Raw genomic sequence first — 22,557 nt, forward strand, 5'->3', positions numbered from 1 at the left:
GTTTATGCCGGAGCCGCCGGTCATGCGCCTCGCCGTCCCTGCGCTGATTCTGTTCACCGCAACGGCCCCCGCCGCCGCCCCCGTCCGCCTCACCACCGACGGCAGCTTCCGCCAGAACCTCCAGTGGTCGCCCGACGGCGCCCGGCTGCTGTTCACCCGCATCCACGACGGCAAGATGGCCCTGTGGACGATGGCGGCCGACGGCACCGACGCCAAGCGGCTGCTGCCCCAGCACAAGGAACCGCACTTCGACGGCCACTGGTCGCCGGACGGCAAGCGCGTCGTGTACGTGTACGACCGCCTCGAAGGGACCGACGGCAAGCTGCAAATCAACCACTGTGCCGCTGACGGCTCGGACGACAGGGTGTTGGTGCCGCACAAGGCGTTCGAGGAGTCGCCGCGGTGGAGCCCGGACGGCGGCCGCGTGCTGTGGGTGTCCACCCGCGACAAGAACCCGGAGCTGTACACCGTCGGCGCCGACGGCAAAGGTGTCGTGCGGCTGACGACGGAGGTGGCTTACGACCTGCACCCGGCGTGGAGCCCGGACGGCAAGCGGATCGCCTTCGCCAGCGGCCGCAGCGGCAAGCAGAAGCTGTACGTGATGAGCGCCGACGGCAGCGGCACCAAGAAGCTGACCGACGGCGACGGCCTGGACGCCTGGCCGGCGTGGAGCCCGGACGGCAAGCGGATCGCCTTCGTGTCGCACCGCACGGGCAACAACGACGTCTGGCTCGTGAACGCCGACGGCACCGGCCTGCGGAACCTGACGGCTCATCCGGCGCAGGACACGAGCCCCACGTGGAGCCCCGACGGCCGGCGAATCGCGTTCGTGTCCACCCGTCACGGCGGCAGTGACGTGTACGTGGTCCCCGTGGAGCCCACCCCGTGACTGACCGCGACGCCCTGTACGCGGCGGTGCTGGCCGCCCCCGACGACGACACCCCGCGGCTGGTGTTCGCCGACTACCTGGACGACACCGGCGTCCGCGCCGACGCCATCCGCGCGCGGTTCATCCGCAACCAGGTGGCGCTGGCGCGGGCCGAGCCGTGGTCGGACGAGCACGAGACGCTCTACCGCGCCACGGCACCGGTCGAACAGCAGTACAAGGCGGATTGGGCGACGCCGAACCTCGAGAACCCTAAGTCCGCTACCTTCAGCCGTGGCTTCGTTGGGTGGGTGGCTTGCGGGTCGCAGTGGTTCGTCGATCACGGGTCACGGATGCTCGATTCGCACCCAATTGACAACGTGATGTTCAACGATCTGTTCGACGAGGCATCCCGGCCGGCCGTCGAACGCCTCCTGGCCTGCGCGCCGTTTGAACGGCTGCGGGTCACCGACTTTGGGGGCGAGTTGGTCGATGACACCTTCGTCGCCGCCCTGGCTGCTTCACGCGCCGCCCGCTCTCTCCGCCGGCTCGGGTTCGATTTCACTCGGCTCACACCCGGCGGTGTCACTGCCCTTCTCGGGGGTCGGCTGCCGGAGTTGACCGGTTTTGATCTGTCGTTCCATTACGACGAACTCGCCGGCCGTGACGACGAGATGATCGAGACACTGGTCCGAGCCCCCGGGGCCGCGGGGCTGGACCGCCTCCGCCTCGGTCGTGTGCGTTCGGCCCCCGTGGTCGCCCGGGCCTTGGCAGGATCGCCACTCCTCCGGGGGTTGACCGACCTCGCGCTCGACGGCACCGACGACGGTGTCGAGGGGTGGGCCGCGCTCGATCGCGGCGGAGTCGTCGCGCTCGCCGAATCGACGACACTACGCGGCCTCACATCCCTCAGCCTGGATTTCTTCGGGCTCGATGAACCGGCGGCGGTGGCGTTCGCCGAGGTCTACGCCTGGCCCGGACTCAAGCGCCTCTCGCTCCGCGGCAACGCCATCCCGGGCCGCGCCGTGGCTGCCTTCGCCGCCAACCCTCAGCTCCGCTCGCTGGCGGAACTCGATCTCCTGTCCAACCGGTTGACGGTGGAAGACTTCGACTCGCTCCGGCAGGCGCTGCCGGGCACCCGCATCCTGGCCGACGGCATGGAGTGGCGGCCCCCACCGACGCTCGCCCCGGAGGACGCCCCGTGACCGACCGTGACGCGCTGTACGCGGCCGTGCTGGCCGCCCCCGACGACGACACGCCGCGGCTGGTGTTCGCCGACTACCTCGACGACACCGGCGTCCGCGCCGACGGCATCCGCGCCCGGTTCATCCGCAACCAGGTGGCGCTGGCGCGGGCCGAGCCGTGGTCGGAGGAAGCCGACCGGTTGCTCCGCGACACGGAACCGGTCGAGGTTCACTACCGCAAAGCGTGGGTGACCGGGGTCGACGGCATCGTGATCCCCGACGGCAACGCCTTCGAGCGCGGATTCCTCGGGCGGGTGACGTGCTTCTCGAAGCGGTTCGTGGCCGACGGCGCGAAGCTGTTCGATCTCCACCCCATCCGCGGGGTGAAGTTTGCGAAGATGAACTCCGCCCGCGGCGCCGCGACGGCCGCGGAACTGGCCGCGTCCCCACTCCTCGCCCGACTCCACACCGTCCACCTGAGCGGACGCGCGGTGGACGACGCCTACGTCTCCGTGGTCGGACAGTCGCCGCACGCGGCGGGCGTTCGGTGCCTGACGCTCGGCGACTGCGGCGCGACCGCCGCCACGGTCGGTCGGTTCGGCGGACGATGCTTCCCCGGGCTCCGCGAACTGGAGCTCTGGAACGTCGTGTACGGGACGAACGATGCGAAGGCGGTGGCGAAGTCACGTTCGCTCGCCGCCCTGACCGCGCTGCGGGTCTGCCACGGCGGCGAGGCGGCGGACGTGCCCCTCCGCGGTCCGGGGGCCGTCGCACTGGCGGAGTCGACGCACCTCCGCGGGCTGATCGAACTTGAGCTGCGCAACCAAGAACTACGCAAGAAGGGGGCCGAGGCGTTCGCGGCAGCCTTCGCCTGGCCGGGGCTGAAGCGGCTCGGCCTCCGCGGCAACGGTATCCCGGCGTCGGCGCTCCACGCGTTCGCCGCCAACCCGGGGCTCGCGTCGCTGTCCGTCCTCGACCTGCGTGGCAACGACGTAAAGGCCGACGACCTCGGCCCGCTCCGCGCCGCCTTCCCGCACCTGCGCGTCCTCACCGACGACGCCGAGCACCCGGTGCGGCTCGCGCTCCTGCCGGAGGACGAGCCGTGACCGACGAGGCAGCGCTGCGGGCGGCCGTGCTCGCCCACCCCGGCGACGACACCCCCCGGCTCGTCTACGCCGACTGGTGCGACGACGCCGGCGACGCCGACCGGGCGGCGTTCATCCGCGCGCAGGTGGAGGCGGCGCGGGCGGAACCGTGGAGCCCCGCGGCGCGCGACGCCGAGGCACGGGCGGCGGCACTACTCGCACAAATGGAGTTCGAGTGGTCGCAGTCGAGCAACAGGTACCGCAGGCCCGAGTTCGTCCGCGGGTTCGTCGAGGGCGTGGAACTGCTCGCGGAAGACCTCGGCGACCGGCTCCGCGATTTCCGCGCGTCCGACCCCGTCCGCCGCGTCCGCCTCCTGGGGTTCGTCGGCAGCAGCACCTTCGAGGCGAGCCTCCTGAACATCGCCGAGGTGCTCGCGGCGCCGGCGGTGGCCGGCATCACTGGCCTCGACGCGAGCCACGCGAGCCTCTACAGTTCAGCCGACTTCGAGGAGTTGGCTGCCGCACCCACGCTGGCCGGGCTCTCGGAACTGTCGTTCGCCGGCCGGCTCGTGCCCCCGGAGTGGTTGACACGCTTCCTGCAAGGTCCGGAGCTGCCGGCGCTCGCGGCGCTCGACCTCTCGGACATCGCCAACCTCGGCCTCGCGCTCGGAGACGGCCTCCGGACGGCGGCGCACCGGACGTTCACGCGCCTCAACGTCACCGGCGTTCGGTTGCTGTCCCGCGACCTGCACCGGCTGCTGAAGAGCCCCGCGGTCGCCGCCGTCGAGGAACTGCGGCTCGGGTGGACGTTCACCCCGCCTGGCCCGGCCACGATGATCGACCTCGGCTGGCTCCTGCCGTGGGCGAAGCTGCGGCTCCTCGACCTGGCCGGGCACGGGCTCGGCGACGACGGCGTGCGCGAAATCACCGACCGCCGCGAGGCGGCGGGCCTCCGCTGGCTCGGGCTGGCGCGGAACCACCTCGGCAACGGCGGCGCAAGTCGTCTGCTGGAGTCGCGGCACCTGCACCTCTACCACCTCGACGTGACCGGCAACGACATCTCGCCGCCGCTGCTGGCCGAACTGCGGGCGCGGTTCCCGGAGGCGGTCGTCGTCGGCTGAGTGGCACCCGAGTTGCTCAACTCCTGGCCACCGTCACCCCGGAGGGCCCGCACGTGGGCGTCGCGTTCGACTGCTTCGGACTCACCGACCGCGGCCGCGTTCGCAGCCGCAACGAGGACCAGTTCCTCGTCGCCGACCTGACGAAGTCCCTCCGCGTCCGCGCCACGTCGGTGCCGGAAGAAGTCTCCGGCGCGCTCGGCGGTAAGGAGCACGGCAAGCTGTTCCTCGTCGCGGACGGCATGGGCGGGCAGGCCGGCGGCGAACTCGCCAGCGGCGTCGCCACCGAGACGATCGCGCGGTACGTCCTGCACACGATGCCGTGGTTCTTCCGCCTCCACGACGACGGCGCGGACGACCTGGAGCAGCAGCTCCGCGCCGCGCTGCACGCCTGCCGCGAGGAGGTGACCGCCGTCGGCCGGGCCAGCGGGTACGCCGACATGGGCACGACCCTCACCCTCGGGTACCTGATGTGGCCGTGGCTGTACGTCGTTCACGTCGGCGACAGCCGGGCGTACCTGTTCCGCGACGGCGAGGCCCGGCAGTTGACGACCGACCACACGGTCGCGCAGCGGATGGTCGAGAAGGGGCTGCTGTCGCCCGACCAGGCGGCCGCGTCGCGGTGGGGGCACGCGCTGATGCGGTGCGTCTCGGCCGGGACGCCCGAGGCGGACGTGGACGTGCTCAAGGTGAAGCTGCGGACCGGCGACGCCCTCCTGTTCTGCACCGACGGGCTGAGCAAGTACCTGGCGCCGGCCGCGATCGCCTCCTCGCTGGCGAAGGGGGAGTCGGCCGAGGCGACCGCGCGGGAGCTGGTGGCGGCGGCGAACGAGGCCGGCGGCAGCGACAACGTCACGGTCGTGGTCGTGCGGGCGGCTCCGGACCCGGCGGCGGTGGCGCAGACGCCGGCGGACGGCACCGCACTGCTGCCGCCGGCATGACTCCGGGCCGCGTATCATGGCGGAATGTCCGCCGACCCCCCGCCGCCGTGGTGGGTGCTGCCGAACGTCGCCGCCCTGGACGCCCCCGCCGTCGCCGCCGTGTGGCAGCGCTTCCTCGCCGACCGGTTCGGCGTCGACGTGCCGTGGGCGGCGACCGCCGCGCTTGCCGCCGCGGTGTGGGCCGTCTACCTCGCCGACCGCCGGCTCGACGCCCGCCGCGGCGACCCGCGCTCCGACCGCCATCGCGTCGCCGCCCGCTCCCCCCGGCTGTTTGCGGCCGGGGCCGGGCTCGCTGCCGCACTCGCGCTCGCGTTCGCCACCCAACTCCCGGAGTCCTACGTGCTGTTCGGGGCGGGTGTGGGCGGCGGCGTCGCCGCGTACCTGGCCGTCGTCCACGCCGCGGCTGGCGGCCTCGGGCGGCTGCCGGGGGCGAAGGAGTTCCTGGTCGGAGTGGGTTTCGCGGCCGGGGTGGCGGTGCCGCTCATGGCCGAGGGCTCGCCGGCCGCGTGGCCGCCGGCGGTCGCCGCCTTCGCCGCGCTGTGCTGGCTCAACTGCCGGCTCATCGACCGCTGGGAATCCGGCGCCCGTCCGACCCGGGCCGACGCGCTCCTGGCGGCCGGCGTCCTGGTCGCGGCGACCTGGCCGCCGCCGGTGGTCGGCGGCGCGGTCGGCGCGGCGGTCGGGGCCCTGGTGGTGGTCCACGTCGCGGCCGGGTCGGCGCCCCGGGCGGCACGGGTGCTGGCCGATGTCGTGCTGCTCACGCCGCTCGCCGCGTGGGGGCTGGCGTGACGCCGCCTCGCTTCGACTGGCTCGCCCCGCACTACGCCCGGGTCGAAGCCGTCACCTTCGGCGGCCTGCTCCAGTGGTGCCGCACCGCGTTGCTGCCGGACGTCGCCGACGCCCGCCGGGTGCTGATCCTCGGCGAAGGCGACGGCCGGTTCCTGGCGGCGTTCCTGGCGGCGAATCGCGTTGCGTCCGTGCACGTGGTCGACGCCAGCGCCGCGATGGTGGCGCTGGCCCGCCGCCGCGTCGCGGCCGACGGCCGGGTCCGGTGGCACGTCGCCGACGCGCGCCGCCTCGACTGGCCGGCCGCGGCGTACGACCTGATCGTCACCAACTTCTGGCTCGACTGCTTTCCCGCGGCGGAGTTGGCGCGGCTGGTCCCGCGGCTAGCGGGGGCGCTGGAACCGAGCGGCCGCTGGCTGGTCGGCGACTTCGCGGTGCCTCCAGGCACGTGGGTGCGCCGGGCGGCCGCGCGCGGGGCACTGGCGGGTATGTACGCCGCGTTCCGGCTGACGACGCGCATCCCGGCCGGTCGGCTCGCCGACCCGGCGCCGGCGCTCCGCGCCGCGGGGCTGGACGTCGTGCGCGCCGAGCGGCGGCTCGGCGGCTTCCTCGCGGCGACGCTGTGGCGGCGGGCGTGAAACGAACGACGCCCGGGGGGTGGTCCCCGGGGCGCCGCGTGGGCTTCGCCCCGCGTCAGCCGACGGCGATGCCGCCGAGCAGGGTGCCGTTGAGGACGTCGTCCACGTCCTGGAAGCTCGGAGCGGCGAACGACCGCAGGCCGCCGGTGCCCGACGCCGCCACCAGCGCCGTACCGCCGGTCGAGAGCGGCCGGACCGCCACCGTCACCCCGCCGTAGTCCGACGGGGCGAAGGCGAAGAACTGGGCCTTCGACGCGGCCGTCACGCCGTCGTACACGCCGACGTGGGGGCCGCCGGTGGCCCCGGCCCCGGTGACGATCTCGGCCCGGCCGTCGCCGTCGGCGGGCTGTTCGTGGCGCCGACGGCGACCTGGATGGTGAACGTCTGCGCGGCCGATGTGTTCGCCCCGCCGCCGTTGTCGCGCACCTGCACGGTCACCGTGACGATGTCGGCGAGCGTCGGGGGGTTGGCGTCGGGGGCCGGGGTGAACGTCAGCGTGCCGTCCGGGGAGACGGCCGGCTGGCCGCCGGCGGTGAACAGCGCGGGGTGGTTGTTGGACACGATGAACGAGACGGTCTGGCTCACCTCGTCGGCCGGGCCGGTGCTGACGCCGCGCGCCCACCCGGCGAACGTCCGCAGGCCCGAGTCCTCGGTCACCGCGACGTCCGCGCCGCGGCTGAACGACGGGGCGTCGTTGACCGGGTTCACGTTGCCCGTGAACGAGTCGGTGTCGGTCAGGGCCGCCCCGTGGCTGCCGCCCTGGTCGTCGGACACGACGGTGATGATGGCCGACCCAACGAAGTTGGTCGCCGGAGTGAACGTGAGCGCGCCGAGGGCCGCGTTCACCGCCGCGACCGGCCCCTCGACCGTCACCGGGCGGAGTCGTTGCCCGTCACCGTGACGCCGGCGGTGCCGACGGTCAGCACGCCGTCCACGGCGCTCACCGTCAGCTGCAGCGGGGCGGCGCCGAGGTCGATGTCCGACACCGACACGCCCGGCACCGACACATGTTGCTCCTCGAACGTGGTCGGCGAGCCGACCACCACGGCGGTCACCGGCGCGTCGTTCCGCCCCTCCACGAACACCGACCGGCTGCCGGTGGAGGAGCGGGCGTGCGGCATGTGGGTGGTGGACATCGACCGCGGCGAGACGGTGGCGTTCCTCCGCTTCGAGGCGGGGGTACAGGCAGGTGTTCGCGGTGCGGGTGCTGCCCGGGGTGCGATTCCCGGAACTGCTGAACGAGCCGGGGGATGAGGCGATCGAGAACTCGTTCGTACTCCCGGACGAGGCGCTGAAGGACGCCCCCGGTGCGGTGCGTGTGTAGCGAGCGACGCTCGTCTCTCAAACCGCGTGACATGTTTCGGCGACCCGACCCTCCGTTGCCGGAAACAATGATCTGCACCCGAATGACGACCCCGGCCGGTTCCGCCGGGGCGGCGGGGGCGTAAAACAGTCGCCTGCCGTCTCCTCTGCCGATTGGGGTGCGCCGTGGGGCTCGTGGTTCAGAAGTTCGGCGGGTCCAGCCTCAAGGACGCCGAAAACGTCATGGAAGCCGCCCGCAAGGCCGTCCGCGCCAAGCACGCCGGCGACCAGGTCATCGTCGTCGTGTCCGCTCAGGGGAGCACGACCGACGACCTCATCGCCAAGGCCGCCGAGATCAGCGCCGCGCCCGACGCCCGCGAGATGGACGTGTTGCTGGCGACGGGCGAGCAGATCAGCATCGCCCTGACGGCGATGGCCATTCAGGAGCTCGGCGAGAAGGCGGTCAGCCTGACGGGGCCGCAGATCGGCGTGGTGACGGACCGCACCCACCGCAAGGCCCGCATCCGCAGCATCGACACCCGCCGCCTCAAGGACGCCCTCGACGCCGGGAACATCGTCGTCGTCGCCGGCTTCCAGGGGCACGACGAGCTCGGCGACATCAGCACGCTGGGCCGCGGCGGCAGCGACACCACCGCCGTGGCCGTGGCCGCGGCGCTGAAGCTCGCCGGGCTCGAAGTCGAGTGCGAGATTTACACCGACGTGGACGGCGTGTACACGACCGACCCGCGGCTCGTGCCCGACGCCCGCAAGATGGACGCGATCAGTTACGACGAGATGCTCGAGATGGCGAGCATGGGCGCCGGCGTGATGCACTCGCGGAGCATCGAATTCGCCAAGAAGTTTGACGTGCCGCTGATGGTCCGCAACAGCCGGTCCGACGCCGTGGGGACGTGGATCATGCCGGAAGCCGAGTGGATGCGCGAGTTCCCGGCGTGCGGCGTCGCGCTCGCCACCGACGAGGCGCGGGTGGTGCTGGACGGCGTGCCGGACGTGCCGGGCGTCAGCCACCGCGTGTTCGCGGCGCTGGCCGGCGCGAACCTGGCGGTGGACATGATCGCCCAGAGCGCCGGCGGCGGCGGCAAGGCGACGATCGGGTTCACCGTGCCCGGCGTGGAGCTGGACCGCACCCGGCGCGTGCTGCAACCACTGGCGACGGAGCTGGGAGCGACGTTCCGCGAGACGGGGAAGGTGAGCAAGGTGTCGGTGGTGGGGGCGGGGATGCGGACGGTGGCGGGCGTGGCCGAGCGGATGTTCGCGGCGCTGGCGGCCGAGGGGGTGAACATGAAGATGATCACCACCGGCGACATCAAGATCAGCGTCCTGATTGAGGAGGACGGCAGCGGCGACCCGCCGCCGGAGGCGGTGCCGGGGGAAAAGATCAAGCAGGCGCACCTCGACGCCCGCAAGGCGGTGCTGGGGCGGAAGGCGCTGCGGGCCGTTCACAGGGCGTTCGCCCTGGCCGACGCCCGAAAGGGCGCCGGCGTGCCTGCAGCCGGCGAATTCCGCCACAAGCCGGCGCCGGCGGTGGTGCCCGGCGAACGCGACCGCGAAGCGGCCGTGGCCCGGCTCGGCGGCATGGAGGACGTTCTCGTCAGCAGCGTCCACCTGAACACCGATCAGAGCCGGGTGACGATCTTCGACCTGCCGGACCTGCCCGGGAACTGCTCGCGGGTGTTCAGCGCCGTGGCCACCGGCGGCGTGCTCGTGGACATGATCGTGCAGAACCTGACGGCACACGGGCGGGCCGAGCTGTCGTTCACCGTGCCCGCCGCCGACCTGACGCGGGCGCTGAAGCGGACGCAGGACGTGGTGCGCGGCATTGACCCGGCGTGCCGGGTGTCGGGCGACGCCGACATCGCGGTGCTGTTCGTGCTGGGCGTGGGGATGCGGACGCACACCGGCGTGGCCCGGACGATGTTCGGGGCGCTGGCTGAGCGCGGCATCAACATCAGCATGATCAACACGAGCGAAGTGTGCGTGAGCGTGGTGGTCGAGCGGAGCCGCGGGGAGGAGGCGCTGGCCTGCCTCCGCGAGGCCTTCCGCATCGGGTAACTCCTGGAGTCGTCATGCCGCTGGACGCGATCAACGCCCACCTCCGCCGCGAGCTCGACGGGCTCAAGGCCGCCGGGCTGTACAAGGCCGAGCGCCGGATCGAGACGCCGCAGAACACCGGCATCGCCGTCGCCGGCCGCGACGTGGTGAACTTCTGCGCCAACAACTACCTCGGCCTCGCCAACCACCCCGACATCGTCGCCGCCGCGTTCGAGGGCCTCAAGACGTGGGGCTACGGCCTGTCTAGCGTGCGGTTCATCTGCGGCACGCAGGACATCCACAAGCAGGCTGAGCGGCAGGTCGCTGACTTCTTCGGCAAGGGCGACACCATCCTGTACATCTCGGCGTTCGACGCCAACGGCGGCCTGTTCGAGCCGCTGCTCGGCGAGGCCGACGCGGTGCTGTCCGACGAGCTGAATCACGCCTCCATCATCGACGGCGTGCGGCTCTGCAAGGCGAAGCGGTTCCGCTACAAGCACAACGACATGGCCGACCTCCGCGCCAAGTTGGAGGAGGCGAAAGGGTGCCGGTTCAAGCTGATCTTCACCGACAGCGTCTTCAGCATGGACGGCGACCTGGCGAAGCTCCCCGACATCTGCGCGCTCGCGGACGAGTACGGGGCCGCGGTCGGCATCGACGACTGCCACGCGACGGGGCACCTGGGCGCGACCGGCCGCGGCGCGGCCGAGGAGTTGGGCGTGCTCGACCGCATCGACGTCATCACCGGCACACTCGGCAAGACGCTGGGCGGCGCGAGCGGCGGGTTCACGGTGTCGTCGGCCGAGGTCGTGGACTGGTTGCGGAACCGGAGCCGGCCGTACCTGTTCTCGAACTCGGTGCCGCCGGCGCTCGTGGCCGCGGGGATGAAGGCGTTCGAGCTGGCGGCGACGGCGACGGACCTGCGCGCGACGCTCAAGGCGAACACGGCCCGGCTGCGCGGCGGGCTCGAAGCCGCAGGCTTCACCGTGAAGCCGGGGCCGACGCCGATCCTGCCGGTAATGCTCGGCGACGCCGCGTTGGCAACTCGGATGGCCGACGAGTTGCTGAAGCGCGGCATCTACTGCATCGGGTTCAGCTTCCCCGTCGTGCCGCAAGGACAGGCGCGCATCCGGCTCCAGGTTTCGGCGGCGCACACGACGGAGCAGATCGACCAGGCGGTGGCGGCGTTCACGGAGGTGGGGCGGCTGGTGGGGGCGATCCGCTGAATTAATAGGCAGTGGGATAACGACTTAGATGTTGCTGGTGTTCCGCGGACCGCCGCGGAATCGCTCCGACAATCTTTTGTGGCATCGACTCAATTCGTGCCTCGACCCCCCGGGGGGGAGCCGTACACACAATGAGGGCGGCCCGAACGTCGCCGCCCAGTGCGGAGTGATCTACACTTCGGCGCCCGCCGGAATCCGGAGCGCCATGACCGCCCGCTACCGTACCCTCGACGCCTGGCGCGGGCTGGCCTGCCTCATGGTCGTGGTCAGCCACGCGACCGTCTTCGCCAGCCACGTCCCCGGCGTCGCCGACAACGGCATCTGGGGGCGGCTCGTCGGTGCGTGCGGGTGGATGGTCGTCGGCGTGCCGCTGTTCTTCGTCATCAGCGGCTACTGCATCGCCGCCACCGCGGACGCCACGATTCAGCGCGGCGGCAGCGTCGGGGGCTACTTCGCGCGGCGGTTCCGTCGCATCTTCCCACCGTACCTCATGGCCGTGGCGCTGGTCGCGGCCTTCGCGCTCGTTGTCGAGCGGGGCGTGTCGCCGGGGTTGGTCGGCGCCGACTTCGGGCCGATCGCGCCGGTGCCGGACCCGGCCACGCTGTCGCCGCTGCAATGGCTCACGAACCTGACGCTGACGGAGAGTTGGCGGCCGCTGATCGACCCGAGCCGGCCCAACCGCTACCAGGTCGGCCCGGCGTGGACGCTGTGCTACGAGGAGCAATTCTACGCGGTCACCGGCGTTGTGTTGCTGCTGGCCCGGCGGTGGTTCTTCGCGGGGTGTCTAGCCGTCACCGCGGTCGTGGTCGGTGGCGTGTTGACGCGGTGGAACGGCGTTGACCTGACGGGCACGTTCCTCGACGGCCGGTGGCTGATGTTCGCCGCGGGCGTCGGCGTGTACTGGGCGGTCACCCGCGGCGGCCGGAGGCGGAATGCGCTCATGGTCGCGGCGCTGGTCGCGGGATTGGCGTACTCGCTGCGCGAGCCCGCGAGGTTTCTCGACACGCGCTTCTACGACCCCGTTGCGGAGCCGCGCGAGCAGGCGCCGGCGTTCGCCTTCGCGCTCCTGCTGCTGGCACTGAAGCGGTGGGACGGCGGCATCGCCGCGAGCGGCGTCGGGAAGCGGCTGGGGGCGGTGGGGGCGTACAGCTACAGCCTGTACCTGGTGCACTACCCGATTTGCATCACGGTCGGGCACCTGGGCCTGCGAGCCGGCGGCAGCGACCCGCGGGCGGTGTTGTTCGGCGTCGTGCCGGTCTGCGTGGTGCTGTCATTGGTGGTGGCGAAGTGGTTCCACGCGCGGGTGGAGTCGAAGTGGCTGCCCGACGCGAAAAGCCCGGGGACGGCCGTCCCCGGGCTTTCGGTGTCACCTACGTCGGACCTCAGTTCGTGCCGAACTCGCCCTTCCGCTTGTGCAGGTGCGCCTGGAGCCGCTGCACGATGCTCGAGTGCATCTGGCTCACCCGGCTCTCGCTGAGGTTCAACGTCGCGCCGATCTCCTTCATCGTCATCTCCTCGTAGTAGTAGAGGATGACGATGAGCCGCTCGTTCCGGTTCAGGCCGCGGGTCACGAGCCGCATCAGGTCGCGGTTCTGGAGGCGGTGCGTCGGGTCTTCCGCCTTCTTGTCCTCGAGGATGTCGATCTCGCGGACGTCCTTGTAGCTGTCGGTCTCGTACCACTTCTTGTTCAGCGACACCAGGTTCACCGCGGTCGCCTCGCCCATGTGGGCGTCGAGCTGCTCCAGCGGGATGCCGAGCCGCGCCGCCATCTCCTCGGGCCGCGGCGGGCGCCCGAGCGTCGCTTCCAGCTCCTTGCGGGCGGCTTCCGTCTTGCTCGCCTTGCTGCGAACCAACCGCGGCACCCAGTCCATCGTGCGCAGCTCGTCCAGCATGGCCCCGCGGATGCGGGGGACGCAGTACGTCTCGAACTTGACGCCGCGGGTGAGGTCGAAGGCGTCGATGGCGTCCATCAGGCCGAACACGCCGGCCGAGATCAGGTCGTCGAGCTCCACGCCGTCGGGCAGCCGGGCCCAGATGCGCTCGGCGTTGTACTTGACCAGCGACAGGTAGCGCTCGACCAGCCGGTTCCGCATTTCCAGCGTCGGCCGGTCGCGGTACTCCTGCCACACGGCCGACATGTCGGTGTCGACCGGCGTCTGGGTCTGGATCACGCTTCCATCCTCCCTGATCTCGGGCGAACCGGGGCGACGACGAACGGCGAGCCGTTCCCGTCACCCGGTTCGATCGCCACCGCCCGCCCCCGGTCCGCCGGATTCGCCCCCGCCGCGGCTTCCCCTGCCCGCGGCGGTTCGGTTGTTCCGGTCGTCCCCGGGCGGCGGCGCTCGGCCCGCCCGTCCCCCGTGGCATCGGGTCGAAAGACACCGACGCTACTCTGCTCCCCTATCGACCCGGCCCGCGGGCATCCTGCACGGATTCCGCGGTTCGGCCCCACCCGCCCCCGCCCCGACCGGCGCCCGGGGCGCGAGTCCGACGAACGGTCCCCCTTCGCTCGCCGGCGGAACCGGTGGCGTCGGCGCGGGCGACGGGCCGGGCACCGTTCCCCAACGGTGTTCCGACTCGCTCGCCCCACGGGTGCGGGTGAGTGGGCGTGTCTATGCCGGCGAAGATGACCGATGAACAGGGCAAGATTTACAAATCCCCCTGCGGGTTCGGTGGTTCCGGCCGCGCGGCTTACCCGTCTTCACTCCGTCTCGTACAGGCCGGGCCGGTTCGGTAAGATGGGCGGCAGTGGACGACCCGCGGGTGCCGCAGGAGGGGTGAGGATGAACCGTCCGACCGGGGCCGTACTCGCGGGGCTCGTCGCCGCCGCGGGGCTGGCGGCCGGCTGCTCCGCGGGGGCGCAGTCGCCGACGAAGAAGTCCGGGTTCGCCGAGGACGCCGTGCCGAAGGCCATCCCCGCCGTCGAGTTCCCGTTCGACCAGACCCGCGCCGTCGGGTACGTCAAGCAGCTGTGCGACATCGGCCCCCGCGTCAGCGGCACCGACGGCATGGCGAAGCAGATCGAGCTGGTGGAGAAGCACTTCAAGGCGCACGGCGCCACGGTCACCCGGCAGGAGTTCAAGGCCCGCCAGGCCAGCAAGCGCGAGCCGACGAACTTCACGAACCTGATCGTGTCGTGGCACCCGGAGAAGGCCAAGCGGGTGCTGTTCTGCGCCCACTACGACACGCGCCCGATCGCGGACCAGGAGCCGGACCGGGCCAGCTGGAACCGGCCGTTCGTGAGCGCCAACGACGGGGCCGGCGGGCTGGCCCTGTTCATGGAACTGGCCCACCACATGAAGGGCGTCAAGAGCGAGGTCGGCATCGACTTCGTCCTGTTCGACGGCGAGGAGTACGTGTTCGAGCCGCGGCAGTTCGGCGGCAGCGACCGCTACTTCTTCGGCTCCGACCACTTCGCCGACGAGTACCAGCGGACGCGCGACACCCGCAAGCACGCGTACGCCGGCGGCGTGCTGCTGGACCTGGCCACGGCGAAGGGGGCGGTGCTAAGGGTGGAAGGGAACTCGTGGGCGCTCGCGCCGGACCTGGTGAAGCAGGTGTGGGCGGTGGCGGGGGCGGTGAACGCGAAGTCGTTCCGGGCCGAGCCGGGGCACGAGGTGCAGGACGACCACCTGGCGCTGAACCGCGTCGGCATCCCGTGCGTGGACGTGATCGACTTCGACTACCCGCACTGGCACAAGCTGACCGACACGCCGGACAAGATTTCGGGAGAGCAGATGGCCGAGGTCGCCAAGGTGCTCGTCAGCTGGGCGGGGATCGTTCGCTGACGCCGAATGACCAATCACCAATGACCCACCACTGACCAAGGAAGGAGGGGCCGTTTCTTCCTTGGTCAGTGGTGGGTCATTGGTGATTGGTCATTCGGGGAGTCGATCCCACGCCATCAGTACCGCAGTAAGCAATACCAGAGCCAAGAAACCCAGTACGTCCCACCTCGTCGAGCGGAACGCGGTAATCGTGTGGAAGCGGCCGTCGAAGCCGCGTGCGCGCATCGCCTCGGCCACGCGGTCGGCGCGGTCGGCGCCGCGCACCAGCACCGCCCCCACGGCGTGCCCCGCGGTGCTGTAGCCGTGGCGGTCCGGCTTCAGGCGGAAGCCGCGCACCCGCAGCGCCACCCGCAGCCGCCGTAGCTCGTCGGCGAGGAGGAAGGCATAGCGGTACGCCAGCAGCGTCACCAGCACCAGCAGCCCCGGCACTCGCAGGCGGTGGGCTGCGGCAAGTGTGTGGTGCGCCGGCGCCGTGCCGACGAGCACCAGCGCGAGCGCCCCGATCGCCACGCCGCGGCACACCACGCCGGCACCGACCGTCACGCCGCGCTCGGAGAGCCGGAGCAGCCCCAAGTCCCAGGTCGGGCCTTCGAGAGTGAACGGCAGCACGATCAGGAACGGAAGTGCCGCCAGCGCGAACGCCCCGAGCCGGACGCGCACCCACGCGCCGCGGAGGTTGCCGAGCCGCAGCAGCGCTAGACCCAGCAGCAGCGCCGCGGCCGACGGAAGCGGTTGCCGGAGGGTGGCGACGGCGGCCGCGGCGAGGAGGACGGCGGCGAGTTTCCAGCGGGCGTCCCACCGCGCCAGCGGGGACGGCGGAACAGGGCGGTAGCGGAACCCAAAGGCCATGCCAGAAGGGTACGACCGCCGCCGGTCAGCGGCCCTTCAGCAGTGAATCGACGGACAGCCGCACTTCCTTCGTGTCGGCCGCCTTCACGACCGCGGCGTTGGCCTTCGCCAGCAGGTCGCGCTCCAACTGCGGCTTCACCCGCCGCACGGTCTCGATCACCGCGTCGCCGAGGACGCGGGCGCCGTCACCGCCGATGCCGGCGGTGTGCTCGACCACCAGCTTCTCGTAGAAGAGTTGCGCGTCGGTCACCTTCAGCCGACACACAACGTCGGGGATGATGCCGCCGTCCTTCCGCTCGACGCGGGTGACGGCCTCGCACTTCATCGCCACCGCGGCCCGGCAGCGGGCGCGGGTCTCGCCGCTGTACAGCCGCGTGCCGTTCCGCCAGAGTTGCTGCTCGAACTTGATGGCGCAGTCGGTGCCGACGTGGGCCGTGAACGTGGCCCGGCCCGGCTCCGGGTACGCCGCCTCGACGATGCCGAGGCCGAGCGTGTGCGACGGGTTCACCGCCCGCAGTTCGATCTTGCGCCAGGTGCCGTCGTTGCGCATCCCACGCAACTGCTCCGTCCGCAGCCGCAGGCCGTCTTTGTGGAACTTGTGCCCGACCACGCCCTCGGCCTGCCGACCCCAGTCGTCGGACGACGAGACGAGTGGCTCGGGCAGGTTCTTCAACAACAGCGCGCGCAGGGTGCTTTCGAGCGCCTTCACATCGGCCGGATCGGGCTGCCGACCGGGCGCCGCGGCGCGGGCGACGACCACGGCGTCGGCGGTAGGCCGGTACGCGGCGCAGCCGACGGCCAGCGCGAACATCAGCACGACGGCGCGGGTCACGGGCGGCCTCCGGAGCGACAACGCGATTATTCGGCCCGGCGTGCGGCGCCGCGACCGTGACCCGTCGAACGCCGGCCACGCCGGACCGTGCGCCACCCGCACAACCGGCACCGCTTGCGCCGCCAACCGTGCTTCGCGCCGCCGCGGCGTGGTTCGGCGGCGCCGAAGGTGGTAGGGTAGTGCGGCCCACCCACCGCCGGTGCCCGATGACGAAGCTGATCCTCGGCAGCCGCAACAAGAAGAAGCTGCGCGAGATGCTGGACCTGCTCGGCGACCTGAAGCTGGAATTGTCCGACCTGTCGCCGTACCCGCACGCCCCTGAAGTCGCCGAGACGGCGGGCACGTTCGTCGGCAACGCCACCCTCAAGGCTGTCACGCTCGCCCCGGCGCTGAACGCCTGGGTGATCGGCGAGGACAGCGGCCTCGTCGTCCCCGCACTGAATGGCGACCCGGGCGTCGATTCGGCGCTGTACGCCGGCACGCACGGCGACGACGCCGGCAACAACGCCAAGCTGCTGGCGGAGCTGGCGAAGCTGCCGCCGGGCACCGACCGTGCCGCGTACTACGTCAGCACCGCCGTCCTGGCCGACCCCACGGGCAAGGTGGTGGCGACGGCCGAGGGGCGGTCTCACGGCGTCATCGTGGACGCCCTCCGCGGCGCCGGCGGCTTCGGCTACGACCCGCTGTTCCTGGTGCCAGAGTACGACAAGACGTTCGGCGAACTGCCGCCCGAGGTGAAGCAGCGGATGAGCCACCGGGCGAAGGCGTTCGCGCAGCTCCGGCCCGCTCTGGAACGGATCGCCGCGTCATGCTAAACGAACTGCAATCGGACCTCGGCGCCTTCCGCCACTACCTCCGCGCCGAGCGCGGCATGGCCGACAACACCGTCCAGGCCTACGGCCGCGACCTGGAACGCTTCGCCAGGTGGTGCGCCCTCGTCCGCTACGACGGCTACACCTCCCCCACCCTGAAAGACCTGGCTCGCTACCTCGCGTTCCTGCACGACGAACAGCTCGCCGTGCCGAGCATCGCCCGGCACCTCGTGTCGCTCAAGATGTTCTACCGCTTCCTCAAGCTGGAAGAGAAAGCCGACGCCTCCGCGGTCGATCTGCTCGCCTCGCCCAAACTGTGGGAACGCATCCCGTCGGTACTGCCGCCCAACGCCGTGGACGAACTCCTGAAGGCGCCGCAGCCCGGCGACCGCTTCTTCCTCCGCGACCGGGCCATCCTCGAAACGCTGTACGCCACCGGCTGTCGGGCCTCCGAAGTCGTCGGGCTGAAGGTGCAGGACGTGTACCTCGACGCCGCGTTCCTCAAGTGCTTCGGGAAAGGGAGCAAGCAGCGCGTCGTGCCGCTCGGCCGCCCCGCCATCGCGGCGCTGCGGGCCTACCTCGCCGACGGCCGCGCCGCCAAGCCTGCCGACGGCCCCGAGTCGGTGTTCGTCAGTAAGTCCGGCCGGCCGCTCGACCGCATCTTCCTGTGGGGGCTCGTCAAGAAGTACTGCCAGCGGGCCGGCCTGCCGGCGACCACCAGCCCACACACGCTGCGGCACAGCTTCGCCACGCACGTCCTCGCCGGCGGCGCCGACCTGCGGAGTGTTCAGGAGATGCTCGGGCACGCCTCCATCAGCACCACCCAGCACTACACCCACGTCGACCGCGACCGGCTCAAGGCCATCCACAAGCAGTTCCACCCACGCGGCAAGCCTGCCGACGGGGCCGCCTGACCTGCCCGACGCTCACTGACTACTGCCGACACTCACCCCGTGTCGCGAGCAGCTCCGAGTCAACAATGAGAACGATAGTCAGAGCAAAATCCGCCCCGTACTTTTCACCGATCTCTATTTTGCAAAACGAGTTACGACTCGCTTCGTGATTGGCCACAATTTTCGCGTTCGCTATTATGCCATCTTGCCACTTGTGAAGCACAGGAACGCACTCGCCTGCGTCGGAGCTGCCCCCTTGACCGTTCCCGCATCCACTGCCGCGACGCCGAAGTATCTTGACGTGTCCGAATCGCTCGAGGCCGAGGTGCAAACCGGGCGGTGGGACGGCGGCAAGATGCCGAGCGTCCGCTGGGTTGCTCGGCACTACCGCGTCTCGGCGGTCACCGCGTCGCGGGCGCTGCAGGTGCTCCGCGACAAGGGACTCGTCCGCACCGTCGAGCGGTCCGGGTCGTTCCGCCAGCCGCCCGCGTCGGCCGACCGGTGGGCGCTCGTGCTCCGCACGACGGCGGGGCCGTGGCAGGCTGATACGCGCACCCTCGCCCGCGCCGGGTTCGAGGCGGTGGCCCGCCGCCGGCCGATGCACCTGGAGCCGGACCTGTTCCCCGCCGGCTTCGCCGCCGACGACGTGCCGGCGCTGACACGGCAGGCGAAGGAGCGCGGCGTGAGGGGCGTGTTCCTCCTGCCCTCGCGTGCCTGCGCGGCCGAAATGGCGACCGACGAGGCGCTACTGGCCGCGTGCCAGGCCGAAGGGCTGGCCGTGGTGCTGCTCGAACGCAACCTCCGCGGCGACGACCGGGTGCTGTCCGCCGACCTGGTCGCGGTGGACGACGTGGCCGGGGCCGCGTGCGCGACACGGCACTTGCTGGAAGGTGGGCGGACGCGGGTGGCGGTGGTGGTGGCGTCGCCGACGAGCAGCCATTACGACCGGGTGGCCGGCTACCTGGTGGCACTGCACGCGGCCGGGCCGGGGTTCGAGCCGGTGGTGATTCGCCAGCCGGACGGGCTGGCGCCGGAGGAAGCCGCGTTGAAGTTGGCCGACGAGGTGACGGCGCGGGGCCTCGACGGCGTGGTCTGCTACGCCGACTACGCCGCGGCGGGGTTGATCGCCGAGCTGACGGCGCGGGGCCGGGCGGTGCCCCGGGACGTGGCGGTGGTGGGGTTCGATGACCTGCCAGCGGGTTCGGGCGCGGTGGGGGTCACGAGCTACGCATACCCGGCGGAGGCGATGGCCGAGCAGGCGGTCCGGCTGATGGCGGAGCGGCTGGCGAACCCAGGACGGCCGGCGGTCAAGGTGCAGGTGCCGGGGCGGCTGGTGGTGCGGGGGAGCAGCGCGAGTTGATTCACCGGGCCGGCCCCGTCAGGGGTCGGAGGCCTGCCGCGCGGCAGGCCTCCGACCCCTGACGGGGCCGGCTCCGAGGGCACCTTACTTCTTCTCGCCCTTCACCGCCGCCAGCACCGACCGTACGTCCGTCTCGTTCACCGACACGAACGCGAACGACTTCGCCACCTTCCCCTTGTCGGCCACCACCACCGTGACGTGCGCGTCGGCGTTGAGCCCCCACCCGTTCGGGCCGGACTTCTCGCCCTCGTGCGCGGCGTAGGCCGTGTTCTCCAGCTTCAGCGACATCTGCACCCGCGGCAGGTAGTCCTTGTTCTTCGTGAACGCCTCCTTGTCGCCGATCCACACCGCCACCACGCCGGCCTTCTCGTTCGCCGTCTTCAGCTTCTCGTCGAGCACCTTGATGAACCGCGCCATCGGCCGGCCGAAGTGCTCGGACTGCACGAACAGGTAAACCGTGGGGTCGTTCTTCCGCTCGGCGGCGAAGTCGGCCTCCTTCCCCTCCACAGTGCCGACCACGCCGTAGGCCTTTAGTACCGTCACCTTCTCGCCCGCCTTCGGCCCGGAGTCGATATCCTGGGCCGAGCCGGTCGCCAGCACCACCAGGGCCGCCAGTGCGGCCGCGCCGAACTTCGTCATCAGTCGTCCTCCGGGGTCACGGTCAGCGGGTACTCGGGGATCGCCAGCCCCAAGGTCGGGATGGCTTGCAGGCGGCGCCACCCGCGCGTGACGCGCCGCTCCTCGTCGTTAACATACGCCGGGTCGAGTGCCACCTTGTCGAACGGGCCGGGGCAGGCCACGGGCTCGAATCCGGGGTCGGCGATGAACTGCGCCAGCGCCGGGTTGCAGCGCAGGTGCCGTTCCGGCTGCGTGTGGAGCACGTCCAGCGGCACCTCGCCGAGGACGAAGCGGAGGTACAAGTCCGAGTCGGTGACGGCCTCGACGTCGCGGCCGCACACCTCGCACCGATACCCCTCGTCGCACCGGGCCACACCGCCCTCCTTGCTTCCCGAGCATATGATAAACGGATACCGCCCCCAAACCGGGGGCAGGGTTGGCCGCAAAAAGGCACAAAAGTCACAAAAATCGGCATTGTTCAGATCAATAATGCTGGTCTGTTCCTGGTTCTATTTTGTGCCTTTTGTGCTTTTTTGCGGCCAATTGATTCTCTGCTCCGAGGCTTCCCGTGCCGCTCCCGATCGTCGCCATCGTCGGCCGCCCGAACGTCGGCAAGTCGTCGCTGTTCAACTGGCTGGCCGGCCGGCGGATCAGCATCGTGGACCCGACCGCCGGCGTCACCCGCGACCGCGTCTCGACCGTCATCGAGGTCGGCGACCGGTTCTGCGAGCTGATGGACACCGGCGGCATGGGGATCCAGGACAAGGACGACCTGACCGCGGACGTGGAGAACCAGATCCGCGTGGCCATCGAGCAGGCCGCGGTCGTGCTCTACCTCGTGGACATCCGGGACGGTGTGGTGCCGCTCGACGAGGAGGTCGCCCGCCGGCTGCGGACGGTCGGCAAGCCGGTCGTGTTCGTGGCCAACAAGGCCGACACGGACCGGATCGGCACCCTCGGCGGCGAGTTCAACCGGCTCGGCTTCGGCGACCCGATCCGCGTCAGCGCCGAGCAGAAGCTCGGCCGGCAGGAATTGCTCGAAGCCGTGCTCCCGGTGCTCCCCCCGGACACCGGCGAACTGCCGCCGACCGACCCGACGCTGAAGCTGGCGATCGTCGGGCGGCGGAACGTGGGCAAGAGCACGTTCATCAACAGCCTCGCGGAGGCGGACCGGGTGATCGTGTCGGAGGTGCCCGGCACCACGCGCGACAGCATCGACGTGCGGTTCGAGCGCGACGGCAAGGCGTTCCTGGCGATCGACACGGCCGGCGTGCAGAAGCGGACGAGCATCGCCGACAGCATCGAGTTCTACAGCGCCCACCGGGCCGAGCGCTCCGTGCGGCGGGCCGACGTGGTGGTGCAGTTCTTCGACGCCCGCCACCGCGTCGGCCGCGTGGACAAGCAACTGGCCGGCTACATCCTGGAGCACCACAAGCCGGCGATCTTCGTCGTGAACAAGTGGGACCTGGTGAAGGAGTCGATGACGACGGAGAAGATGGGGACGTACATGCGGGCCATGTTCCCGATGCTGGAGCACGTGCCGATCGCGTTCATCACGGCGAAGGTCGGCAAGAACGTGCTGCGGCTGCTGCAACTCGCGGTGCAGCTCCACAAGCAGGCCGGCGCGCGGGTGACGACCGGCGACCTGAACCGCGTGATCCGTCACGCCGTCGAGATGAGCCCGCCGCCGATGAGCGGCAACCGGGCGCCGAAAATCTTCTACGCGACGCAGGTGGGGACGTACCCGCCGACCATCGTGCTGTTCACGAACGGCCCCGAGCACTTCGAGGACACGTACGTCCGCTACCTGACGAAGGCGCTGCGGGAGAACTTCCCGTTCTCGGAGGTGGCGCTGAAGGTGGTGCTGCGGGCGCGCGGCGAAGGCCCGGTGCGGTCGGCCGACGTGCGGGCCGAGGAGGAGGCGGGCGAGGAGCCGGCGGACGAGGTGCCGGTGTTGCGAGCGCCGCCGCGGCGGGCACAGCCCGAGGCGGACGCGAAGCCGCCGGCCCTGCCGCCGCGGCGGCCGCGGAAGAAGAAGCAGCAGAAGGAACCCGGGACGTGGGAGCTGTGATCGGCGCTGACAGCTTGGCCACAAAACGACACGAAGAGACACAAAACGGCAGACCGGGCAAAGCCTGAGTTTAGATTTGACTTTGTCTTCCTTTTGTGTCTTTTCGTGCCTTTTGTGGCCAACCTGTCCTGGCTTCG

General features: G+C 71.1%; 24 protein-coding genes. 16 read left to right on the forward strand and 8 right to left on the reverse strand.

Annotated features, from left to right (window positions below; genetic code table 11):
• Positions 1 to 22: 22 nt before the first annotated feature.
• Genes ETAA1_RS22360 through ETAA1_RS32300 form a run of 7 tightly spaced genes read left to right on the forward strand, consistent with a single transcriptional unit; the run spans position 23 to position 6,617 of the window.
• Positions 23 to 889 (forward strand): TolB family protein, encoded by an 867-nt coding sequence (locus ETAA1_RS22360; protein WP_238389276.1) that lies wholly within the window; start codon positions 23 to 25, stop codon positions 887 to 889.
• A complete protein-coding gene (locus ETAA1_RS22365) occupies positions 886 to 2,070 on the forward strand; it encodes a TIGR02996 domain-containing protein (RefSeq protein ID WP_145242442.1) in 1,185 nt (394 codons plus the stop codon). Before ETAA1_RS22360 ends, ETAA1_RS22365 begins: the two co-directional genes overlap by 4 nt.
• Complete coding sequence (locus ETAA1_RS22370; RefSeq protein ID WP_202920335.1) at positions 2,067 to 3,155, forward strand: TIGR02996 domain-containing protein; 1,089 nt, start codon at positions 2,067 to 2,069, stop codon at positions 3,153 to 3,155. The genes ETAA1_RS22365 and ETAA1_RS22370 overlap by 4 nt, the downstream gene beginning before the upstream one ends.
• The gene (locus ETAA1_RS22375; RefSeq protein ID WP_145242447.1) at positions 3,152 to 4,255 is read left to right on the forward strand and encodes a TIGR02996 domain-containing protein; all 1,104 of its coding nucleotides are present in this window, start codon (positions 3,152 to 3,154) and stop codon (positions 4,253 to 4,255) included. The genes ETAA1_RS22370 and ETAA1_RS22375 overlap by 4 nt, the downstream gene beginning before the upstream one ends.
• A 53-nt stretch (positions 4,256 to 4,308) precedes the next feature.
• Entirely contained in the window at positions 4,309 to 5,193 is an 885-nt protein-coding gene (locus ETAA1_RS22380) for a PP2C family protein-serine/threonine phosphatase (RefSeq protein WP_145242449.1), read from the forward strand.
• A gap of 24 nt (positions 5,194 to 5,217) precedes the next feature.
• Entirely contained in the window at positions 5,218 to 5,982 is a 765-nt protein-coding gene (locus ETAA1_RS32295; protein ID WP_202920336.1) for a hypothetical protein, read from the forward strand.
• On the forward strand, positions 5,979 to 6,617 hold the full coding sequence (locus ETAA1_RS32300; RefSeq protein WP_202920337.1) for a class I SAM-dependent methyltransferase: 639 nt from the start codon (positions 5,979 to 5,981) through the stop codon (positions 6,615 to 6,617). Before ETAA1_RS32295 ends, ETAA1_RS32300 begins: the two co-directional genes overlap by 4 nt.
• 55 nt (positions 6,618 to 6,672) lie before the next feature.
• Here the strand turns inward: ETAA1_RS32300 and ETAA1_RS22390 are convergent, their stop codons facing one another.
• The 3 genes from ETAA1_RS22390 to ETAA1_RS22400 are packed head-to-tail and all read right to left on the reverse strand — an operon-like array spanning position 6,673 to position 7,753.
• Entirely contained in the window at positions 6,673 to 6,894 is a 222-nt protein-coding gene (locus tag ETAA1_RS22390) for a hypothetical protein (RefSeq protein WP_145242451.1), read from the reverse strand.
• On the reverse strand, positions 6,879 to 7,490 hold the full coding sequence (locus ETAA1_RS22395) for an Ig-like domain-containing protein (RefSeq protein WP_145242453.1): 612 nt from the start codon (positions 7,488 to 7,490) through the stop codon (positions 6,879 to 6,881). The genes ETAA1_RS22390 and ETAA1_RS22395 overlap by 16 nt, the downstream gene beginning before the upstream one ends.
• On the reverse strand, positions 7,487 to 7,753 hold the full coding sequence (locus ETAA1_RS22400; protein ID WP_145242455.1) for a hypothetical protein: 267 nt from the start codon (positions 7,751 to 7,753) through the stop codon (positions 7,487 to 7,489). Before ETAA1_RS22400 ends, ETAA1_RS22395 begins: the two co-directional genes overlap by 4 nt.
• Before the next feature lie 62 nt (positions 7,754 to 7,815).
• Here ETAA1_RS22400 and ETAA1_RS33515 point away from each other — a divergent pair, with 62 nt between their 5' ends.
• The 4 genes from ETAA1_RS33515 to ETAA1_RS22415 all read left to right on the forward strand — a co-directional run bounded on the left by ETAA1_RS33515 (position 7,816) and on the right by ETAA1_RS22415 (position 12,674).
• Positions 7,816 to 7,941: a hypothetical protein gene (locus tag ETAA1_RS33515; protein ID WP_261341992.1), complete on the forward strand. Its 126-nt coding sequence runs from the start codon at positions 7,816 to 7,818 to the stop codon at positions 7,939 to 7,941.
• A gap of 164 nt (positions 7,942 to 8,105) precedes the next feature.
• Positions 8,106 to 9,992 (forward strand): aspartate kinase, encoded by a 1,887-nt coding sequence (locus tag ETAA1_RS22405; protein ID WP_145242457.1) that lies wholly within the window; start codon positions 8,106 to 8,108, stop codon positions 9,990 to 9,992.
• A 14-nt stretch (positions 9,993 to 10,006) separates the two neighbouring features.
• The gene (gene kbl, locus ETAA1_RS22410) at positions 10,007 to 11,197 is read left to right on the forward strand and encodes a glycine C-acetyltransferase (RefSeq protein ID WP_145242459.1); all 1,191 of its coding nucleotides are present in this window, start codon (positions 10,007 to 10,009) and stop codon (positions 11,195 to 11,197) included.
• 205 nt (positions 11,198 to 11,402) lie between these two features.
• The gene (locus ETAA1_RS22415; protein WP_202920338.1) at positions 11,403 to 12,674 is read left to right on the forward strand and encodes an acyltransferase family protein; all 1,272 of its coding nucleotides are present in this window, start codon (positions 11,403 to 11,405) and stop codon (positions 12,672 to 12,674) included.
• Here ETAA1_RS22415 and ETAA1_RS22420 read toward each other — a convergent pair.
• Positions 12,580 to 13,335 carry a FliA/WhiG family RNA polymerase sigma factor gene (locus ETAA1_RS22420; RefSeq protein ID WP_145244742.1) on the reverse strand — a complete coding sequence of 252 codons (756 nt, stop codon included), beginning with the start codon at positions 13,333 to 13,335 and terminating at the stop codon, positions 12,580 to 12,582. The genes ETAA1_RS22415 and ETAA1_RS22420 overlap by 95 nt on opposite strands.
• 645 nt (positions 13,336 to 13,980) lie before the next feature.
• On the opposite strand from ETAA1_RS22420, the gene ETAA1_RS22425 reads away from it, so the two are divergent.
• Complete coding sequence (locus ETAA1_RS22425) at positions 13,981 to 14,985, forward strand: M28 family peptidase (protein ID WP_238389277.1); 1,005 nt, start codon at positions 13,981 to 13,983, stop codon at positions 14,983 to 14,985.
• A gap of 90 nt (positions 14,986 to 15,075) precedes the next feature.
• Here the strand turns inward: ETAA1_RS22425 and ETAA1_RS22430 are convergent, their stop codons facing one another.
• Positions 15,076 to 15,834, reverse strand: coding sequence for an energy-coupling factor transporter transmembrane component T family protein (locus ETAA1_RS22430; protein WP_145242465.1), 759 nt, complete (start codon positions 15,832 to 15,834; stop codon positions 15,076 to 15,078).
• A gap of 25 nt (positions 15,835 to 15,859) precedes the next feature.
• Positions 15,860 to 16,666 (reverse strand): hypothetical protein, encoded by an 807-nt coding sequence (locus tag ETAA1_RS22435; RefSeq protein ID WP_145242467.1) that lies wholly within the window; start codon positions 16,664 to 16,666, stop codon positions 15,860 to 15,862.
• A 206-nt stretch (positions 16,667 to 16,872) separates the two neighbouring features.
• Here ETAA1_RS22435 and rdgB point away from each other — a divergent pair, with 206 nt between their 5' ends.
• From rdgB to ETAA1_RS22450, 3 genes are all read left to right on the forward strand, one after another.
• Positions 16,873 to 17,481 (forward strand): RdgB/HAM1 family non-canonical purine NTP pyrophosphatase, encoded by a 609-nt coding sequence (gene rdgB, locus ETAA1_RS22440; RefSeq protein ID WP_145242470.1) that lies wholly within the window; start codon positions 16,873 to 16,875, stop codon positions 17,479 to 17,481.
• The gene (locus ETAA1_RS22445) at positions 17,475 to 18,392 is read left to right on the forward strand and encodes a site-specific tyrosine recombinase (protein WP_145242472.1); all 918 of its coding nucleotides are present in this window, start codon (positions 17,475 to 17,477) and stop codon (positions 18,390 to 18,392) included. Before rdgB ends, ETAA1_RS22445 begins: the two co-directional genes overlap by 7 nt.
• Before the next feature lie 280 nt (positions 18,393 to 18,672).
• Positions 18,673 to 19,731: a LacI family DNA-binding transcriptional regulator gene (locus tag ETAA1_RS22450; RefSeq protein WP_238389278.1), complete on the forward strand. Its 1,059-nt coding sequence runs from the start codon at positions 18,673 to 18,675 to the stop codon at positions 19,729 to 19,731.
• 84 nt (positions 19,732 to 19,815) lie between these two features.
• Here ETAA1_RS22450 and ETAA1_RS22455 read toward each other — a convergent pair whose 3' ends face one another.
• Together ETAA1_RS22455 and ETAA1_RS22460 are read right to left on the reverse strand one after the other, a co-directional pair.
• On the reverse strand, positions 19,816 to 20,370 hold the full coding sequence (locus ETAA1_RS22455; protein ID WP_145242474.1) for a hypothetical protein: 555 nt from the start codon (positions 20,368 to 20,370) through the stop codon (positions 19,816 to 19,818).
• Complete coding sequence (locus tag ETAA1_RS22460) at positions 20,370 to 20,723, reverse strand: hypothetical protein (protein WP_145242476.1); 354 nt, start codon at positions 20,721 to 20,723, stop codon at positions 20,370 to 20,372. Before ETAA1_RS22460 ends, ETAA1_RS22455 begins: the two co-directional genes overlap by 1 nt.
• Before the next feature lie 194 nt (positions 20,724 to 20,917).
• Here ETAA1_RS22460 and der point away from each other — a divergent pair, with 194 nt between their 5' ends.
• A complete protein-coding gene (gene der, locus ETAA1_RS22465) occupies positions 20,918 to 22,420 on the forward strand; it encodes a ribosome biogenesis GTPase Der (RefSeq protein ID WP_145242478.1) in 1,503 nt (500 codons plus the stop codon).
• Positions 22,421 to 22,557 lie beyond the last annotated feature (137 nt).

It is taken from the genome of Urbifossiella limnaea (assembly GCF_007747215.1).
Taxonomy (GTDB): domain Bacteria; phylum Planctomycetota; class Planctomycetia; order Gemmatales; family Gemmataceae; genus Urbifossiella; species Urbifossiella limnaea.

Bases quoted from the DNA above. Each gene is read 5' to 3' on its own strand.
- rdgB (WP_145242470.1), top strand. From the start codon at position 16,873: ATGACGAAGCTGATCCTCGGCAGCCGCAACAAGAAGAAGCTGCGCGAG.
- ETAA1_RS22415 (WP_202920338.1), top strand. From the start codon at position 11,403: ATGACCGCCCGCTACCGTACCCTCGACGCCTGGCGCGGGCTGGCCTGC.
- kbl (WP_145242459.1), top strand. From the start codon at position 10,007: ATGCCGCTGGACGCGATCAACGCCCACCTCCGCCGCGAGCTCGACGGG.
- ETAA1_RS22420 (WP_145244742.1), bottom strand. From the start codon at position 13,335: ATGTCGGCCGTGTGGCAGGAGTACCGCGACCGGCCGACGCTGGAAATG.
- ETAA1_RS32295 (WP_202920336.1), top strand. From the start codon at position 5,218: ATGTCCGCCGACCCCCCGCCGCCGTGGTGGGTGCTGCCGAACGTCGCC.
- ETAA1_RS22425 (WP_238389277.1), top strand. From the start codon at position 13,981: ATGAACCGTCCGACCGGGGCCGTACTCGCGGGGCTCGTCGCCGCCGCG.
- ETAA1_RS22445 (WP_145242472.1), top strand. From the start codon at position 17,475: ATGCTAAACGAACTGCAATCGGACCTCGGCGCCTTCCGCCACTACCTC.
- ETAA1_RS22430 (WP_145242465.1), bottom strand. From the start codon at position 15,834: ATGGCCTTTGGGTTCCGCTACCGCCCTGTTCCGCCGTCCCCGCTGGCG.
- ETAA1_RS22360 (WP_238389276.1), top strand. From the start codon at position 23: ATGCGCCTCGCCGTCCCTGCGCTGATTCTGTTCACCGCAACGGCCCCC.
- ETAA1_RS22400 (WP_145242455.1), bottom strand. From the start codon at position 7,753: ATGTCCACCACCCACATGCCGCACGCCCGCTCCTCCACCGGCAGCCGG.
- ETAA1_RS22455 (WP_145242474.1), bottom strand. From the start codon at position 20,370: ATGACGAAGTTCGGCGCGGCCGCACTGGCGGCCCTGGTGGTGCTGGCG.